This is a genomic window from Hymenobacter terrestris (assembly GCF_013377905.1).
GTDB lineage: Bacteria > Bacteroidota > Bacteroidia > Cytophagales > Hymenobacteraceae > Hymenobacter > Hymenobacter terrestris.
On record NZ_JABKAV010000073.1, the window covers coordinates 1 to 15,650 of the forward strand.

Annotated in this window: 22 protein-coding genes; 12 read left to right on the top strand and 10 right to left on the bottom strand. The window is 56.5% G+C overall.

Annotated features, from left to right (window positions below; all coding sequences use genetic code 11):
* The 6 genes from HW556_RS18555 to HW556_RS16035 all read left to right on the top strand — a co-directional run.
* Positions 1–262 (top strand): hypothetical protein (locus HW556_RS18555; RefSeq protein WP_218136949.1); only part of this gene is annotated, 262 nt, incomplete at its 5' end.
* A 48-nt stretch (positions 263–310) separates the two neighbouring features.
* Entirely contained in the window at positions 311–1,096 is a 786-nt protein-coding gene (locus HW556_RS16015) for a hypothetical protein (protein WP_176901126.1), read from the top strand.
* Complete coding sequence (locus HW556_RS16020) at positions 1,050–1,484, top strand: hypothetical protein (protein WP_176901127.1); 435 nt, start codon at positions 1,050–1,052, stop codon at positions 1,482–1,484. The genes HW556_RS16015 and HW556_RS16020 overlap by 47 nt, the downstream gene beginning before the upstream one ends.
* A 278-nt stretch (positions 1,485–1,762) precedes the next feature.
* Complete coding sequence (locus HW556_RS16025; RefSeq protein ID WP_176901128.1) at positions 1,763–2,884, top strand: Fic family protein; 1,122 nt, start codon at positions 1,763–1,765, stop codon at positions 2,882–2,884.
* 267 nt (positions 2,885–3,151) lie between these two features.
* The gene (locus tag HW556_RS16030) at positions 3,152–3,670 is read left to right on the top strand and encodes a hypothetical protein (RefSeq protein ID WP_176901129.1); all 519 of its coding nucleotides are present in this window, start codon (positions 3,152–3,154) and stop codon (positions 3,668–3,670) included.
* A 96-nt stretch (positions 3,671–3,766) separates the two neighbouring features.
* Positions 3,767–4,081, top strand: coding sequence for a hypothetical protein (locus tag HW556_RS16035; RefSeq protein WP_176901130.1), 315 nt, complete (start codon positions 3,767–3,769; stop codon positions 4,079–4,081).
* Between the two features lie 71 nt (positions 4,082–4,152).
* On the opposite strand, the gene HW556_RS16040 is transcribed toward HW556_RS16035, so the two are convergent.
* A complete protein-coding gene (locus HW556_RS16040; protein ID WP_176901131.1) occupies positions 4,153–4,539 on the bottom strand; it encodes a hypothetical protein in 387 nt (128 codons plus the stop codon).
* A gap of 593 nt (positions 4,540–5,132) precedes the next feature.
* Between HW556_RS16040 and HW556_RS16045 the strand changes: the two genes are divergently transcribed.
* The 3 genes from HW556_RS16045 (at position 5,133) to HW556_RS16055 (ending at position 6,916) form a co-directional block, all read left to right on the top strand.
* Positions 5,133–5,645, top strand: a complete 513-nt coding sequence (locus tag HW556_RS16045) for a hypothetical protein (protein ID WP_176901132.1) — start codon at positions 5,133–5,135, stop codon at positions 5,643–5,645.
* A 369-nt stretch (positions 5,646–6,014) separates the two neighbouring features.
* On the top strand, positions 6,015–6,230 hold the full coding sequence (locus HW556_RS16050) for a hypothetical protein (RefSeq protein ID WP_176901133.1): 216 nt from the start codon (positions 6,015–6,017) through the stop codon (positions 6,228–6,230).
* Positions 6,231–6,358: 128 nt separating this feature from the next.
* A complete protein-coding gene (locus HW556_RS16055) occupies positions 6,359–6,916 on the top strand; it encodes a hypothetical protein (RefSeq protein ID WP_176901134.1) in 558 nt (185 codons plus the stop codon).
* Here HW556_RS16055 and HW556_RS16060 read toward each other — a convergent pair.
* The 3 genes from HW556_RS16060 to HW556_RS16070 are packed head-to-tail and all read right to left on the bottom strand — an operon-like array spanning position 6,899 to position 8,052.
* A complete protein-coding gene (locus tag HW556_RS16060; RefSeq protein WP_176901135.1) occupies positions 6,899–7,174 on the bottom strand; it encodes an integrase core domain-containing protein in 276 nt (91 codons plus the stop codon). The genes HW556_RS16055 and HW556_RS16060 overlap by 18 nt on opposite strands.
* 27 nt (positions 7,175–7,201) lie before the next feature.
* The gene (locus HW556_RS18965; RefSeq protein ID WP_176901136.1) at positions 7,202–7,765 is read right to left on the bottom strand and encodes a DDE-type integrase/transposase/recombinase; all 564 of its coding nucleotides are present in this window, start codon (positions 7,763–7,765) and stop codon (positions 7,202–7,204) included.
* Positions 7,765–8,052: a transposase gene (locus HW556_RS16070; protein WP_176901137.1), complete on the bottom strand. Its 288-nt coding sequence runs from the start codon at positions 8,050–8,052 to the stop codon at positions 7,765–7,767. Before HW556_RS16070 ends, HW556_RS18965 begins: the two co-directional genes overlap by 1 nt.
* 370 nt (positions 8,053–8,422) lie before the next feature.
* On the opposite strand from HW556_RS16070, the gene HW556_RS16075 reads away from it, so the two are divergent.
* On the top strand, positions 8,423–8,965 hold the full coding sequence (locus HW556_RS16075; protein ID WP_176901138.1) for a hypothetical protein: 543 nt from the start codon (positions 8,423–8,425) through the stop codon (positions 8,963–8,965).
* 358 nt (positions 8,966–9,323) lie between these two features.
* Here the strand turns inward: HW556_RS16075 and HW556_RS16080 are convergent, their stop codons facing one another.
* The 3 genes from HW556_RS16080 to HW556_RS16090 form a co-directional block, all read right to left on the bottom strand.
* Complete coding sequence (locus HW556_RS16080) at positions 9,324–10,070, bottom strand: hypothetical protein (RefSeq protein WP_176901139.1); 747 nt, start codon at positions 10,068–10,070, stop codon at positions 9,324–9,326.
* 106 nt (positions 10,071–10,176) lie between these two features.
* Positions 10,177–10,587, bottom strand: a complete 411-nt coding sequence (locus HW556_RS16085) for a hypothetical protein (RefSeq protein ID WP_176901140.1) — start codon at positions 10,585–10,587, stop codon at positions 10,177–10,179.
* Positions 10,588–10,756: 169 nt separating this feature from the next.
* A complete protein-coding gene (locus HW556_RS16090; protein ID WP_176901141.1) occupies positions 10,757–11,251 on the bottom strand; it encodes a hypothetical protein in 495 nt (164 codons plus the stop codon).
* Between the two features lie 259 nt (positions 11,252–11,510).
* Between HW556_RS16090 and HW556_RS16095 the strand changes: the two genes are divergently transcribed.
* Together HW556_RS16095 and HW556_RS16100 are read left to right on the top strand one after the other, a co-directional pair.
* Entirely contained in the window at positions 11,511–12,062 is a 552-nt protein-coding gene (locus HW556_RS16095) for a hypothetical protein (RefSeq protein ID WP_176901142.1), read from the top strand.
* A 116-nt stretch (positions 12,063–12,178) separates the two neighbouring features.
* Positions 12,179–12,652 carry a hypothetical protein gene (locus HW556_RS16100; protein WP_176901143.1) on the top strand — a complete coding sequence of 158 codons (474 nt, stop codon included), beginning with the start codon at positions 12,179–12,181 and terminating at the stop codon, positions 12,650–12,652.
* A 474-nt stretch (positions 12,653–13,126) separates the two neighbouring features.
* Here HW556_RS16100 and HW556_RS16105 read toward each other — a convergent pair whose 3' ends face one another.
* The 3 genes from HW556_RS16105 to HW556_RS16115 form a co-directional block, all read right to left on the bottom strand.
* A complete protein-coding gene (locus tag HW556_RS16105; RefSeq protein WP_176901144.1) occupies positions 13,127–14,035 on the bottom strand; it encodes an ADP-ribosylglycohydrolase family protein in 909 nt (302 codons plus the stop codon).
* Positions 14,036–14,231: 196 nt separating this feature from the next.
* Positions 14,232–14,822: a hypothetical protein gene (locus HW556_RS16110; protein ID WP_176901145.1), complete on the bottom strand. Its 591-nt coding sequence runs from the start codon at positions 14,820–14,822 to the stop codon at positions 14,232–14,234.
* Between the two features lie 6 nt (positions 14,823–14,828).
* Complete coding sequence (locus HW556_RS16115) at positions 14,829–15,485, bottom strand: RNA polymerase sigma factor (RefSeq protein ID WP_246289689.1); 657 nt, start codon at positions 15,483–15,485, stop codon at positions 14,829–14,831.
* Positions 15,486–15,650: the final 165 nt, after the last annotated feature.

The window sequence follows — 15,650 nt, forward strand, 5'->3', positions numbered from 1 at the left end:
ATATAATGGCGATGATTATGAGTTTGAGATAAATCTAGGATCCAAAAAAGGCAAATCATTACAAATCATATTTGAAAATAGTATCCTAAAAATAGATACAGTTCAAGGGGTGTATACAGATAAAAAATACATATTACGTAATCCACCTATTGGAAAAAATACAGTTAAGGGAAAGATTTTCGAGCGATGGAGAAGGCCAAACAGTGATACTGTGTGGACTGACTGGTACGGTTTCCAACACACATTTTATGTTAAAAATTAATAGCTGGCTATAAAAAATGGCCACCGCTACGATAAGCTGGGCCGCCTGTTGCAGGGCGACTTTGTGGCTCGGGCCACGCCGGCCGCCGGCTGGGGGGCGGAGCGGGGCAACTACCGCTTCTCGGCCGCCAGCTACGACGCGGGCGGCAACCTCTTGACGCTACGCCGCCGGGGCCTGGTGGCGCCGGCCTCGCGCACGGTGGCCGCCCAGTATGCTGAGACCGACAACCTGCGCTACCGCTACGCTGCGGCCAGCAGTAGCAACGAGCCGAGCAGCAACCGGCTGCTGCGGGTGGACGATCTGGCCCCCGCCGCCACGGCCTTCGGGGCCGCCAGGCTGCCCGAGCGGCCCGACTTCACGTATGGGGCCACCGGCGGCAGCCAGCAGCCCGACTACAGCTACGATGCGGCCGGCAGCCTGACAGCTGACGCCAATAAAGGCATCCGCCTGATTCGCTACAACCACCTGCAACTGCCCGAGCGCCTGGAGTGGGCCAACGGCAACGTGCTGGAGTACACCTACTCGGCCGCCGGCCAAAAGGTGAGCAAGCTCGCAACCGAGGCCGGCAAGACGGCTGTGCGCACCGACTACGTGGGGGCCTGGCAGTATGAGCGCGACAGCCTACGCTGGCTGACCCACGCCGAGGGCAGGGCCCTGTATCAGTATAAGAAGGACCTGGCCGGCCAACCGCTGACCAAGGTGAACTACGAGTACACGCTCAAAGACCACCTGGGCAACCTGCGCGTGGCCTTCCACCCCGGCGAGCGCACGAGCTACTACGCCAGGCTTGGACTCCAACCCCGAGCAGACCCGGCGCGAGCAGCGGGCATTTGACTCGGTGAGCGTCTCGTATCCGATACGGCGGGTGGTGGGCCAGCAGTTTGCCCACTCCGGCGACGGGGTGGCCCTGCTCAACGCGGGCGGGGCAGCCCCCCAGCCGCTGGGGCCGTTGAAGCAGCTCGCGGTAGCGAAAGGCGACACGGTGGACGTGGTGGCGTACGGCATGTACCAGCAGCCAGCGCAGGCCAACTGGAGCTTCTCGCTCGCGAGCTTCGTGGCCAGCCTGCTGCAACCCCAGGTGGGCGTGCCCGCCCCGTCCCCGGACGGCAGCAGCCGCAAGGTGCGCATCCTGCCGCTGCTGAGCGTGGGCCTGGGCCTGGTGCCGGCCTTGCAGCAACTCAGCGGCGGCGTGCCCAAGGCCCACGTGCGGGTGCTGGTCTAAAATGCCGACTCGGTGCTGGTCGACAGACAAACGAAGCAATTCACCAGCGCACTGTAGACTCTCGTCGCAAAGCAGAATGCTCGTTTTGGTAGACGAAATAAGGCCTGATTAAGCATATACATTAAATAGTAGGTTGTTTTAATGTCTGGTGTGCTGGGATGGGGAACTAATGAGGTCTAACTATAAGCAGACATTAAATACTGGTGCTACGTGATGTCTGCTAAGGAAGCCTTATATTTGTGCTCGCTCCAGGCCCCTTGATTCCCGCATACCCGTAGATGAGCTACCCCCTAAACCCCGACCGCAACACGCCTTGGAATGCTCTGCCGGAGATGCCCTTGGCACAGGAGCTAGTGGAAACCATCGAAATTCTGAGCCAGTTGGTAAAGTCCCGGGCCGCATTGGGGCGCCTGCAAGGCCGGAGCGCGGTGATTCCCAATCAAGGCTTGCTCATCAACAGCATCAGCCTGCAGGAAGCCAAGGCCTCCAGCGCCATCGAGAACATTTTCACCACAGACGACGAGCTCTACAAAGCCTACAGCGAGCAAGCCCCGGTGTCGGGCGAGGGTGCCCCCAAGGAAGTGCTGCGCTACCGCGAAGCCCTGTGGCACGGACACGAATACCTGCAGGACCGTCCGGCCTTTGACCTGGAGTACTTTCCGCAAATGTACCGGCAAATCACGCAGGCAACCGACGGGATTCGCCCGCCCGTTGCGCAGATCTACCTCAAGCAGGGCGGCTCCGGCCCCAACGCGGGGAAGGCGGCCTACACGCCTCCGCGGGGCAAGGGCGTGCTGGAAGCCAAGCTGGAAAACCTGCTCGCGTTCCTCAACGACGACGAGCGCTTCCCCCTCGACCCGGTGCTGAAGATGGCCATTGGCCATTTTCAATTCGAGGCCATTCATCCGTTTCGCGACGGCAACGGCCGCACGGGCCGGGTATTCAACATCCACTACCTGACCCACAAAGGGCTGCTGGATTACCCGATTCTGTTTTTGAGCCGCTACATCATGGACCACAAGGCCGACTACTATGCCTTCCTGTCGGGGGTGTCGCAGCGGGGTGATTGGACATCCTGGATGCTCTACATGCTGCGGGCCGTCGAAACCACGGCGAACCTGACGTATGATAAAATCAACGACCTGGTGGCGGCCAAGGACGCCATTTTGCAGGCCGTGGTAACCGATACCCAAATGGAGCGCCCAGAGCAACTGGTCAACAGCCTCTTTACGCAGCCCTTTGCTAAGGTTAAGCATCTGACCGATGAGCGCCTGTACGTGGAAAACACGGCCCGCAAGTACCTCAATCAGTTAGTGGACATGGGCATCTTAGCCAAAAAAGTCATCTCCGGTCATCACTACTACCAGAACTTGGAGCTTCATCGCATATTGAGCGAGTAACTAGAGAAATGGAAGTCCCGGCCGTTTACCATCGGACCATTTTCCTGAACGCGCACTTTTACTTTCACCGGCGGTTCTGCCGTTATTTCGGCTATGGCTCGCTCCCTCGTTTCCGATACCTCCCCGCTTAGCTGGTTGGCACTGCCGAAAGGAGTGGCCGCAGTCGCTGGCTTGCCACCGGGCTTTGAGTCCTATCTAAACCTGTTGCCTCCGCTGGGTATTGACCGCACCGTTCCGGTTGACAGGTATCCCTTTGCGACCCGGACATTGGACCAACTCAATGCCCGGGCGGCGTTTTGGAACACACACGGCATCCAACTCGGCCAGCCTGCCCCGGAGCGGTTGACGCCCATCACCTACCGCGAAGTGGCCGACGAACTGGGCTTGGCCTATACCCCGGACTTTGACAACGCGGCCATTCACCGGGCCTATGGCGGGTGGCCCCCGCATTTGGGCACCAGCTGCGCGTTGGAATTGGCGCGCCTGCCGCAACTTGTCTCGGTGCTGGGCGCGCAAACTGCCACCTACTTTTTCGGGTCCGTGGACGAGGGCAACTATCGCTGGGACGCCGACGGCATGCCCGTGGATTGGCTGGAGCAGGGAGCAGCCGTAGACTTGCTCGACTTGGTGGCGGAAGGGATAGGCTGGCCCACGTACCTGTTTGCTGCCAATCATGATTGGTGCTTCTACCAAGGAGAAGACCAATGGCTAGCGATAGGATGTTCCGCCGTATTGGCCCAAGCCCTGCAGGCACAACCAGCACTGGAAATACTGCCGCTCCAGTAATACATTTGGAGCGAAAACGCTCGTTTTTTCAAATAGAGAGCGTTTAGCTCCAGACCCTTTTCTTGAACTAACCTGCCTAATGGCAACAAATGCGAAATGGAGGCTTCCCTGACTCGTTCCCTTCACCGAACCTTGGCCGTCGTGGTACTGGTCGTCACGTTGCTTTCTTGGTGGGGACTGGTCCTATTTAGCACCGATGACCATACGGAAACCAGCGAACCCTTTCTGTTTAATCTGCTATTTGGTATGACCTTTTATAATCTCATTCCTGCGTTCGCGCTGCTTGGCACGACTCTTTACACAGCCGTTGTGGGCCGAAGCGCGAGGGAAGCACTCACGGGCATTGCGGTATTGGTATTTATGTTCCTGATGGCTAAGAATGGCATGAGCATGATGCAGCTTTACGACTGACATATGCCGGTACGCTCCTTCAATTGAACAGAGCACGTTTACCTTCGGACCGTTTTGCTGAACTGTGACGACTAAATGCTGAGGCCGACTCCTCCGGTGCTCACCCATAATAGACCGGCTCCTGCCAGCATGAGGCAAAAAAGCAGCGAGCAAAAGAAGCACGGCAGAGAGAGCAGCCGGGGGATGGACGAGGTGCGAAACAGCGCCCCGAAGGAGTACCAGAGCGACGCAAACCACAGGACTACGTGCCAGGAGTTCAAAGTAAATCCTAGCATGGGGATGCGGTCCAAAAAGGCAAGCGGCATGTTGAATAATACCAGCGCCAGCGAGCCGGTGGTTCCGACCAATAGGTAATACTGCATTGCCACGCCCAAGTGTCGCTGAAGGACGCGCAAGCCCCAGCAGGTCAGCAGCAGCACGGCCGCGAACAATAGTAGTTTGTAATAAAAACTGGGCATGCGAAGGGCATTATAGAAGTCCACCCAAGGTGGGTTAGCGCGGCGGGGCGGCGCCCTTCCCAGTTGTCTCGGTCCTAGATGAGTATCGAAAATGCAAGGTATAGAGGACAGACTTATCCTCCCTTTCTTAAACTGCGAGCAGCTGCCCCGCATCAGGTGCCAATGGGCTGCTGCAGTGCGGAGCGAGTTTACGAAACTCGTCTGCGAATCAACGTTTACGAAACTGGCTGAGGGGATGAGTTTCGTAAACTCCTCAGTGGTTACCGAGATGAAACGCTGAATGGAGGGAGCCAAGCCCAGCACCAGGAGGTAAAGCGCTTCTACGGGCTGGTGAAGGAGCTCAACCCGCAGCTAAAGCAGGAAGCCCAGCGTCAGGTGGCCCAGCAGCGCCTCCACCAGGCCGGGCAGCCGCACAGAGCCGCAGCGGTGGAATAGGTATGTAAAAGGGTACCGTAACGATTAAAACCAGGCCACGGCAACGCACATGCCTGCGCCATGTGTGTTGCCGTGGCCTGGTTACATGATACCTTGCCACTGCTAGTCCGCCCGGCGTTGCTAGCAGTTAGCATACTATTTTACCTTATGCAAGCCCCATGGCTATACCTCAGCTTCGGGTGACTCTTCCCTTTATGGGTTGGTTGCTGCTCGGCATTGGGAGCTGCGTGCCCCCGCAACAGGAGTTTAAGCTGTATATCCAAAATTTGGATATACAGCATGTTCGCCCGGTTCGGGTTTACTTGGACACGACTATTATCGTAGACTTAGTCTTGGCTCCAAACGGCATATCCGAAATCTATGATACGTTTTGTTGCTTCCGCCGCGGGCCAGCCCACTCGATCAAGGTAGTTGTTGACGACACCTTCGTATTGCAACGTCCCTTGCCGGCAAACAAGCCCTTTTCACAGCTCATCATTAGCGTTTCCTCTACTGAGAAACGTTGGGATTATAACAACCCGGCTATTTTCCAACGCTTAAGCGCAGCGGGTAAGACGTCGGCCTCCAACCTGGACCTGCTCGCGGACAGTTTGTATGAAAATGGCATCATCCCAGCGCGGTTTTTACAACGTCCTAAGGATGATGGTATCCGCATCTCGTTCAAAGAGTAACCTTCAGAAAATGCCAAAATTCTAGGATAGGGGCAGTAGGGGCCAGACCTGCCATTAATCCGAGGTGGTGGGTATAACAACTATTACGTTAAGCAACTTTTTCAAGATAGCAGAGAGGCAGTGATAGACTGTTTCACTTCTAAAAATTTAAATTCAACTCCAGCAATCAGCATTAAACTCACATAGCTTCCAGTACACAAAAAACAGTCATGCTGGTTGTCGCAGTTCTGATACGCTTAACTAGGCACTAATAGATCAATGAACATGCAGCTTCAAAATTTCGTACAAATGGTAGTCGAATCATGGAATCATGACACACTATCTATTGGAGAACAACTTGGACTAGATATAGAATATACTGATATCTATATGATCGATAAAATCGATATCAACTCAGAACTTTATTTTTTTGATATAGAGGAGGCTGAAGAAGACATTTTGTATGTAAAAGATGGACAAAAATACATCGAGCTATTTATGTTATGGCACGCTATTGAGTTAATAGAAGGTTTTATAAGAATCGGGAAATTAAGTATTGAAGCTACTACGCAACGCCTAATTGAGTACCGAATTAAAGATGCATAGACTAGTCAGCATAGCTGTCTTAGAAGTCGATTTACGTTAACTAACCGCTTATCATAAGCGGACTTCTCGGACAAGAGGCATGAACTACCCCCGCCTATATTTGGGCTCATTTTTACGATTGACAAAGAATGGATTTTGACCTGTCCGATTACTTCCAAGGCCTTCTGCAAGAAGGAAAATTGAGAGAAGCTATAGTGCAGGGAGAACACCAGCTTAACAGCTTACAGAAAACCTATTTTCATCCTCTACTTGGTACTAGTTTACTCCACCAGCGGGAAGAGGTAGCTGCTTGGTTAAACGCATTTTACCAACACGTTTCACAGAAGATGCCGGTGGGCGCCCTCTACGTAGAAATGAATGCGTTTGACCTCAATACAGAGGAATGGTATCTCGACGGATTTGCCTACGAAGTAGCGGGCACCAGAGATGATGCCGAATGGCTCACCAACTGGTCGGCCGATACGGCCACAAATGAACCATTCGTGCTTAGCGGGTTCGAACCGTTACAAGAAGCCTTTGAAACCTATTTTGACGAAGAGGAGGGATCCGAGAATTTAGAGCAGGCACATGACGTAGCCGAGATGCTGGTCATTTTACGCGTGCAAGAGCTGCTGGACGAAGTACACCAAGCAGCCAAAGTCTGTACTACTCCCCAAAAACTGGACAGTTTAGGAGGCGTTTGTTAAGCAAATGGGTTGGGGGCTGAAGGTAGGGTTTTGAGCGAAGATTTGCGCGGGCGTTTGGCCCTTCAGGCCTTGGTGGGGCCGCTGGTGGTTGTAGTAGGTGAAGTAGGCCTGAAGCTGCTCGTAGAGGTGGCCGCCATCGGTGGCCGGGTTGAGATAGACACACTCGCATTTAACCGAGCGCCAGAGCCGCTCGATAAAGGCGTTGTCCGTCGCCCGGCCGCGCCCGTCGCGGCTGATTTGACAGCCCGCCGCCAGCAAGGCCTGCTCGAAGAGCTGGCTGGTAAACTAACTACCCTGGTCGGAGTTGAAGATGTAGGGGGCCGGCTGGGTAGCGAGGGCCGCGCCCAGCGCCGTTAAACAGAAGCCCACGTCGAGCGTATTGCTCAGCTCCCAACTCAGCACGTAGCGCGAGTGCCAGTCCAAGACGGCCACCAGATACAGGAAGCCTTTGGCCATGGGAATATAGGTAATGTCGGTGCTCCACACCTCATTAGGCGCACTCAGTACGCGCTCCCGCAACAGATACGGATAGCGCGTCACGCCCTGGCCGGGCACGGACAGGCGCGGTTTGGGGTAGACCGGCTCCTGGCCCATGAGGCGCACGAGCCGGCGCACCCGTTTTTCATTGACTTGGTGACCCAGCAGGCGTAGATGGTCGCGTAGGCCCAATACGCCTTTGAAATTGTGGCGCGTAAACTCCTCGTCGAGCAGGCGCATGAGCGTCAGGTTCAGGGCCGTTTCGCCCCGGGGCTGGTAGTAATAGCTGCTGCGGGCCAGGCCCAGGGCCTGGCAGCGGGCCTGCACCGTGCCCTCGTCACTGGCCTGCACCAGGGCACGTTGTTGGGCCACTACCATGTGGGCAGTGTTTTTTTTAGTAGCTGGTTTTCCATCTCCAGCCGTCCGATGGCGGCATACAAGGGCTCGACGTCGGGCGGGGCCGGCGTGCTGGCCACCGCGTCGGTGAACACCTGCGCCGCCTGCTGGCGCAAGTGCAGCTTCCAGCGACTAATCTGAGGCACCGACAACTGGTAGCGGGCAGCCAGTTCGGCCAGCGGCTGCCGCTCCGTCAGCGCGGCTAGGGCCACTTCTGCCTTAAACTCGGCAGTGAAGCGGCGACGGGTACGTTTTGGGTTCATGGCGTTGACTAAGATAGCCACCACAAACTGTCCAAACTTTGGGGAGTACTACAGTCAAAGGACTCGCTTGGGGTACTATTCCTTTACTGGTAACGGCACATGGTTACGAAATGCTGCATGAAGCAAAGTAAACTGTTCAGTCGCTGCCATTATAACTTTTGCGGTAGGAGACTACTCACAACTTCAATCTAATAAGTAAGTAGCTTCTCGTATTTGTCCCTTAACGTAATGTTAGTTATAATCCCGACCTCGGAATAAGTGCGGTTCTTCTCCCCACTGCCCCTGCCCTCGAATTGTGGTACTTTGCTGGGCATACTCACTATGCTGAAGAGATAGCCTCTGCCCTTGCGTTTGCTTCTGCCGTAAAGCAATGACAAAAAGAATCTTGTACCCTCTGCTGCTGCTTGTCTGCGGCTATTCCTTGAACGGGTGCATCGCCGTTCGTCAGCGCAAGTCGTGGCAATACAGGCAACTGTCTTCCAAAACGGAACCAACCGCGCCGTTCATTGAGATAAACCTGGAAAAACCAGTCATTTGGCTGCCGTTGCCCCTTGTTTTATGGGAAATAAGCACGGCTAAAAACTACTTGCTGGACATTGATTTTCACACCAAAAACATTGAATACCAGCGGCTGGATTCCATCGGTTACCGCATACAAAACGCAGACAAACAACTTCTCGCTTCTGGCATTCTGCCCATTGTCAACGGGGAGCTGAGCGAACGCTCCTATTCGCCGGGCCGCCACCGCGCCCAATGCACGACCCGGCCGCTTATCGTGCTTGGCCACCAGCACCAAGCACTCACGGGCTCCTTTGTCATTTACGCCACAGATGTCAACAATCGAAAGGCATTGATTCCGGTTGAGGACGTCGCGCTCCACTATTTCAAGGCCCGAATCGGTAGTTTTTTCTAAAGTATTGGGACCGGTTCGCCAAGCGCAGCCTACTTCTCCTTTCCCCCTTGCTTTAGCGGTGTTACCATCCCGCTTGGCACCCGCGCCGCTGGACTACCTGCTGCGGATTCCTACTCCAGCGGCAAGCTAAATGCCTGCACTAGTCCGTAGAAACGTGCCACCGCTTGGTCCTGAGCCTAGCGGCTGGCTCCCCGCGTTGCCGCTCGGGTGCCCTGATGGGGAGTTTACGAAACTCATCCCTTCGGCGCGTTTCGTAAACTTTGAATCGTAGACGAGTTTCGTAAACTCGCCCCGTACTACAGTGGCCTGCTGACACCTGGCGCTGGCCAGACGTTAGTAGTTCACGAAAAGGAGGGTATTATTCACCTGTGGGCATACCGGCGGCCTGTTCGACGGGAGAAATACCCGTCAGCCAATACATGAACGTGGGAAAATCCGGCTTGAAAGTGGGCTTGCAGAGGTGAATCACGGTGCTGAAGACATCGCTAACACCCGCGTGCCTGCCCGCCGGGGCAAACTTCAAGTACGGCCGGTAGTAAGGATTGTAGAGGTCGTACCATTTGCGCATCGTGCAGGACAGGCTCCAGTGGGCCACGCAAAATTGGGCCGCAGCCAAGCCAAAGGCATAGGCCACGGGTTCGCGCGTTTTCCAGGGCACGGACGTGCGGCGGATATAGGGGCGTACCCGCGCAAAAGCGGCTTCGCAAGCAGCCAGCGTGCGAAAAGGGGCCTCTACCCCCAAGACGTTTTGCAACGGGTCCGCGTACACGGCCGGCTGGGTTAGGAACCGCCGCACGTCCCGGGCGTGGGCTTCGGGCCACGTCACGGAAGCCGGGGGCAAGGGAAAGTGGTCCGTGCGGCAGCAGGCGGCAAAGCCCGTCCCGGTGGCGAAAATCAAGGCCGGGGAGTCGGCGCGCCACCCGTTCTCGACGACTACTACTTCCCCGGTATCCAGCGCGTACCCCTGGGCGAACTTGCTAGGGATGGTCACCCCTTCGGCCTCGTCCAAGCGAACGCCCTGTTGCGTTAGGTACGCGAGGGCCTCTTCCGTCGTCACAACGCGGCAATCTTCAAAAGTGGCGGGCAGCTTTTTGGCGGCGGACATTGGGGGCGGAGGGTAGGCGGTGAAGACAGCAGGCCGAAGTAAAAGGCTGAATGACTTACTATAGGCAAGTGTTCATTCAAACGGTCCGAAGGTGAACGCGCGCCGTTCAGTTGAAGGAGCCATTCGGTGGCCTCGGCATGCGCTGGACCTGCAGCCACGCCACGGCTGCGGGGAGCTGGGTAAACCAGCCGAAGTGCACGACGGGCGTGTGCCAGTCCTGCAGAGCGGTGGCCCGGTGCTCTTGCAACCGGGCCAATTCGGCGGGCGTCACCACAAAGGCCACCTGCGGGGGTTGCCCGAGCACGGCCCGCACCCGGGGAAAGTAGTCTTCCTGCATCCAGCTGTGTAATTCGGCGGGCTCTTCGTTGGGCCCGCTGCGGCGGTCAACCACCCAGTACGGGCAGCGGTGGTGGGCGGCGTGGACCAGCAGCACTTCGAGGGTTTCCATCACCTCCGCAAACGTCAGGGCCCGGGTGGCGCTCGCGCGGAGCAGGGGCGGGCGGTCCTGGTAGGACACGGAAAAAAAAGGAAGCGTGGGCAGGGAGCCTCGCGGCGTTCCGGGCGGATCAGGAACCATGGTAGGGCGAAGATAGGCGTATGGGACGGTGTACTACAGTCGTCATCAACCGGTTTCAGGAGTCTAACAAAACGGTCGGATTTGCCAAAACGAAGATTCAACCTACGACTTAGTGGATTCTCCCTGCGCCTTGGACTATGTCCTCGTAATGAATGCTTCTGCCATTCACGCGTACAAAGACCTGGGCGTCATGAATGGCCTCCTCCGTCATCACCACTTCTTTACCGAGTGTTAGGGAAACCGCAACCAGGTACTGCATAAGCCTTTCGTGGTCTGCCAAGCATTGTATTTCGCTCGGGCAAATGTCGTTCTCCAGTTCGAAATCTCCGAAAAAATAACACTGCACATGAATATGGGCCAGGAAGATCGTTGCGGACGTGGATGTACGCTCTTCATCATCCCACCAATGGGCGATAAAGTTCGCGTCAATTGCGCAAGCGGGCGCCTGATCGTTGTACTCTTCCACCGTCCACTGCACCGGGTAGTCCCGGTTAACCAAGGCAATCCACGCGGCCCAGTCGGCCCGGCTTGCATCGCGGACATAGATGTCGCGCAATCCCCCGTCGCGGCGATATACGGTTTGTTTTAGTTGTTCCCATTCCATCTTACTAACGCCTTGGAGAGATATGCGGTGCAACGAATCTTACATTTAATGGAGGAAAATACACGTTACTCTTAATTGTAATTTGACGTTCAGCGAAACGGTCGGAAGCAAAATGCAGCAATTCAGTTGAAGCATCGCTCTGGTCGTGCAGAAGTAGGCTTAGTTAAAAGCCTGATAATAGCTAAAATGGTATTTTGCCGCCACTATGTTCGCGAACCCTTTCCTACCTATTATCACGGCATTTTATCAACTTTCCGCTATGAAACCGCTTATTGTCATTGTTGCGGTGGTGCTCGCAACCGCTTCCTGTAAGAAAAAGGAAACGGTCCCACTACCTTCCGGAAAGAACACCTTCTCCTGTCAGATTGCTGGCAAGGCATTTACGCCTCATCTGGACCCTATTCTACTGACGAGCCGGCAGCCGCTGCGGGCGTATCGCACCGGTACGCAAGGCGGGTTTGTGTTACAAGCACAAGATGCGCTGAATGTGCTGGAAATTTACCTGGCAGCGACGCAAGGTTCCGGCACCTATCCCGTGGGCTACGTCAGGGGGCCTATTCCCTATGCGCCCAACCCGGATAGTTATGCTGGCTACACGCAGTACCGGGGACCACAGTCTGGGGACGACCCCTACAACCCACCAGCACCCACTCGTTATTATACGGATGGCTCCAACACGGGAACGGTGACATTCACTCGTCTGGATACAGTGGCTCGAATAGCGGGAGGGACCTTCGAGTATACCGCTCGGGAAATGACGACGGGGCAGACCGTGCGGATCAAAAACGGAACGTTTGATGTGAAGTTCTGATAAACTGGAGAGACGAGACGACTCCACTAGTTCACGAAAACGGTCGTAAGGTAAACAGGGCAATTCAGAATAAGGAGCGTAATTATGTCCTTTCGGTGCCTTCTTTAGCCTTCTGCATGCCCTTTATTCGCCTCTCGAGCAGCGTGACGCTGTTTTACAAATTGATTGTTCCTTTCGGCGGGCTCCTGGTGTTGGGAGTCTATGCTAGCGTCATTGCCGCCCATCAATGGCCGTGGGAATTGCATGGGGTACTGCTGGGAGCTCTGGGAGCATTGCTCCTCCTGTTTACGGGCACGACCGCGCTGCCTATCCGGCATGTGGCGTACAACGCGGAGTTCATCCGCATCCGCAATTATGGCGCCGCGCAGCTCTTTCCAGTACAGGAATACCGGCGCTTGGAACCTGCCTACTTCGTCATGATGCGGCTACACCTCCTCGACCGAAGTTTTCTGTTTTTGGGCAGTTTACCCGGCTTGTTTGCACGTCTCGTAAACAACTCGGGGAGCGTGCTCAACGGCTCCTTGGAACCGCCCTCCATCAACGTGGCGCGCCGAACATTACGAGCGGCGGCCCAGCAGGCGCGGCAATGAGCCGAACACAAAGGCACGCACCTACGAGCCAATAATTTCAAGGCGGTCATTCAAACGGTCCGAAGCTAAATGCTCTCTGTTTTGAAAAAAGGAGCTTACTATTGGGCTCCTCTTTTGTTGAGTCATCCCCATGGTTATCCAAGTACAGCCGTATGAGCTAGACCCGTTTTATCGCAAGGCCCAGGCAGAATACACAGTTTGTCTCCATAACCCCGAAAACGCCCATTTACAAACGGAAGTCCCGGTTCCCTTGGCGGAGATTGTCGTTCGGCACGGGGAAGTAAAAGTTGTGTTTTCCCCCGCCACCGTGGGAACGTATCAGCTGGAGGTTCATTTATGGCTTTACGTCCAGGACAAGTACTTTGGGCAGTACGTTGCCCTCATGGAGGCCACTGGAGAGGTACTGGAAGACAATTTAGTGTTCTACTAAAACGGTCCAGAGCTAAACGCGCTCCATTTATAATTAGGAGGGTATTATACAACATTCTGCTGGGCAACCTGGAGTACTTGAATTAACGACGCGTAGCCTTCTACTCGGGCAAGCTTTCGGAGCAGCTCCGGGGGAAGGTTGTGCGGGCCGAGCAAGGTTCCGGCTATTTGGCCCGCCAGCGATGCGTTGGTATCGGTGTCGCCACCCGCTGCAATGATGGCTGCGAGCGTCTCTGTGAGCCCTAAATGCGGCACCTGCGCCGCGCAGAACAAGGCAAATGGCACCGAATCCACCACGTACCCGCTCGTCCCCAGCCGGGCCACGTCGGCGATGGAAGTGTGCGCTGGCAAGGCTTGTATTTCCAAGAGCCGGTCTCGTAGCCGCGTGTCCGGCAGTTGCGGCATGAGCAGGTCGAGCAAGGGTTCCGCGCCCGTCCATTGCCCGGAGAGGACCGCCCGAATGGCCAGCACTACGGCCAAGGCGCCCACGTATGCGTCCACCTGGCGGTGGGTGATGCGGCAGAAGTCGTGGAGCTCGGCGCGGGTGTACTGCGGCCAGAAGGCAAACGGCGCGATGCGCATCGCGGCTCCGTTCCCTGCCGCGTACTCCCCTTCACGCCCCACTTGGCTCCAGTGCCCGCCCGCCTGTAACTCCCGCAAGGCTTTTAAGGTGCTCGCCCCCAGCCCCGTCAACCGGCCTTGTGCGAAGGCGGCTACCAAGTGGGTGGCGAGTGTGGCCGGCGCTAGAAGCGGCCCTTGGCACAGGGCAGCCAGCGTCACGACGGTTAGCTGGGTGTCATCTGTAAGCTGCCAAACGGGTTCCCGTCTGGGCGGAGGCTGCAGGTAAAAGGTGGTCCTGTCTGGGCCATTAGGCAGGTTTTCCGAGCCACTGCCCCAGGCATCTCCAATGGCGCCGGCCAGGATACAGCCCGCCAATCGTTCCGGTGTGGTCATAAACAAAGGTTACGAGGAATCCACCCGCCTTCACTGGCGTAAGCAGATACAAGGAGAGTTCAGCCAAACGGTCCGAAGCTAAACGTGTGCTTGAAATAACGCTACCCGAATCTATCATTTGCGTTAGGATGCTCCATAACCGATATCCTTCTTTACCAGCAGCGCTGCGGCTTCGAGACCAGTGATGAGGCGTTGCTCACTTGCCAAGGCGCTGGTAAAGCGTCACGCGGCGGGTGATGTGCGCCAGCACGAGCGCGGCCCAGCCCGGGGGCGTGCCCACCGCCACGGGCAACTCGTCAGGTGCAAAGTCCGCGATGAGGCGAAACGCCGTGCTGGAGTTGTCGTACAGTTGCAGCCGGTCAAAGGCGCTGTACAGGCGCTTGAGCAGGGAAAGGCTGCTATCGTAGCGGTGCTGCACCAGGGCCGACGGCACGTCATGGCCGCCCTCTAGCACGCGTTGGGCGACCCGGTCGTAGCACAAATTGACCGATTCTAGGCCGATATAGCGCAGTTCGAGCCGGTACCCGGCGCTGCGCAGGGCCGCGAACAAGGCGTAGTCCCGTTCATTGGCGGCGTTGGTTTCGATCACAAACGACGACCGCTCCGCCACCAACGTTTCTTGCTGCTGCCGCAAGGCGGCTTCGATGGCGTGCTGGTCGTATCCTTGCTGATACAAGGCGTCGCCGTTCAGGCGGGGCACCCCCGACGCTTCGTACCAATACAGGGACGTTTTGCCGGCGCCGTTGGGCCCGGCTAACACGTACACCGTTGGAACGTCTGCGCGCACCGGCGGCTATTTCGTTGGTGCTGTCAACCGCCCGGGCGCATCGCGGTGAGCGAGAAACGACTTCGCGGCCTCCGCCCGGGCCGACACACTGGCCTGAAAGCCGTCCTGGAATGCGGGCTGGCTCACGCGTTCTGCTAAGTTTGCCAAGTTGTCCAACTGCTGCGCGAGCGGCTGCACGTAGCTGCGGGCGTGGTCTTGCAACACGAGCCGGGCGCCCTGGGCCTTGGTGAGGGAGCCCGGCGGGTGCACGTTCACGGCGCTGGCGGGGCGCGATTGCGCACGAAGGGCGCGAACCGCCAAGTTTCGGCATAGGTTCATCGCCCACGGAAACAGCCGGCCGCGAACGGCATCCTGGGTTCCAAAGGAATGCCAGATGGTAACCATGGCCTCCTGAAGCACGTCTTCCGCCACTTCTTCCCGCTTCACGATGCGAAAGATGACCCCGTACAGGGCCGCGGCGTACCGTTTGTAGAACTCTTCCATCGCGGAACGGTCCTGCGCGAGCAGCCGTCGTGTCAACGCGGTTTCGGTTGACAACACGGTGCTGGGTTGAGCGATTGGGGAAGTCATTGCGGTAAAGTTACTGGAACGAAGATAACGCAAGAACGGCGCGAAAAGGTGCAAGGAAGAGGGCAGCACCTGCTGAAGCGACAGCGCGGCCAAGCCACCACTGTGGGGACAGCTTATGATGATTCGGCAAGGGCTGTTAATTCATATTTATCGTTCACGAAAACGGTCCGATGGTAAACGCGCTTCGTTTGGTGAAAGGAGCGTACTACCTTGGCGGAAAACACTGCGATGATTAAGCTAGCCCGAATGCACCCCGAT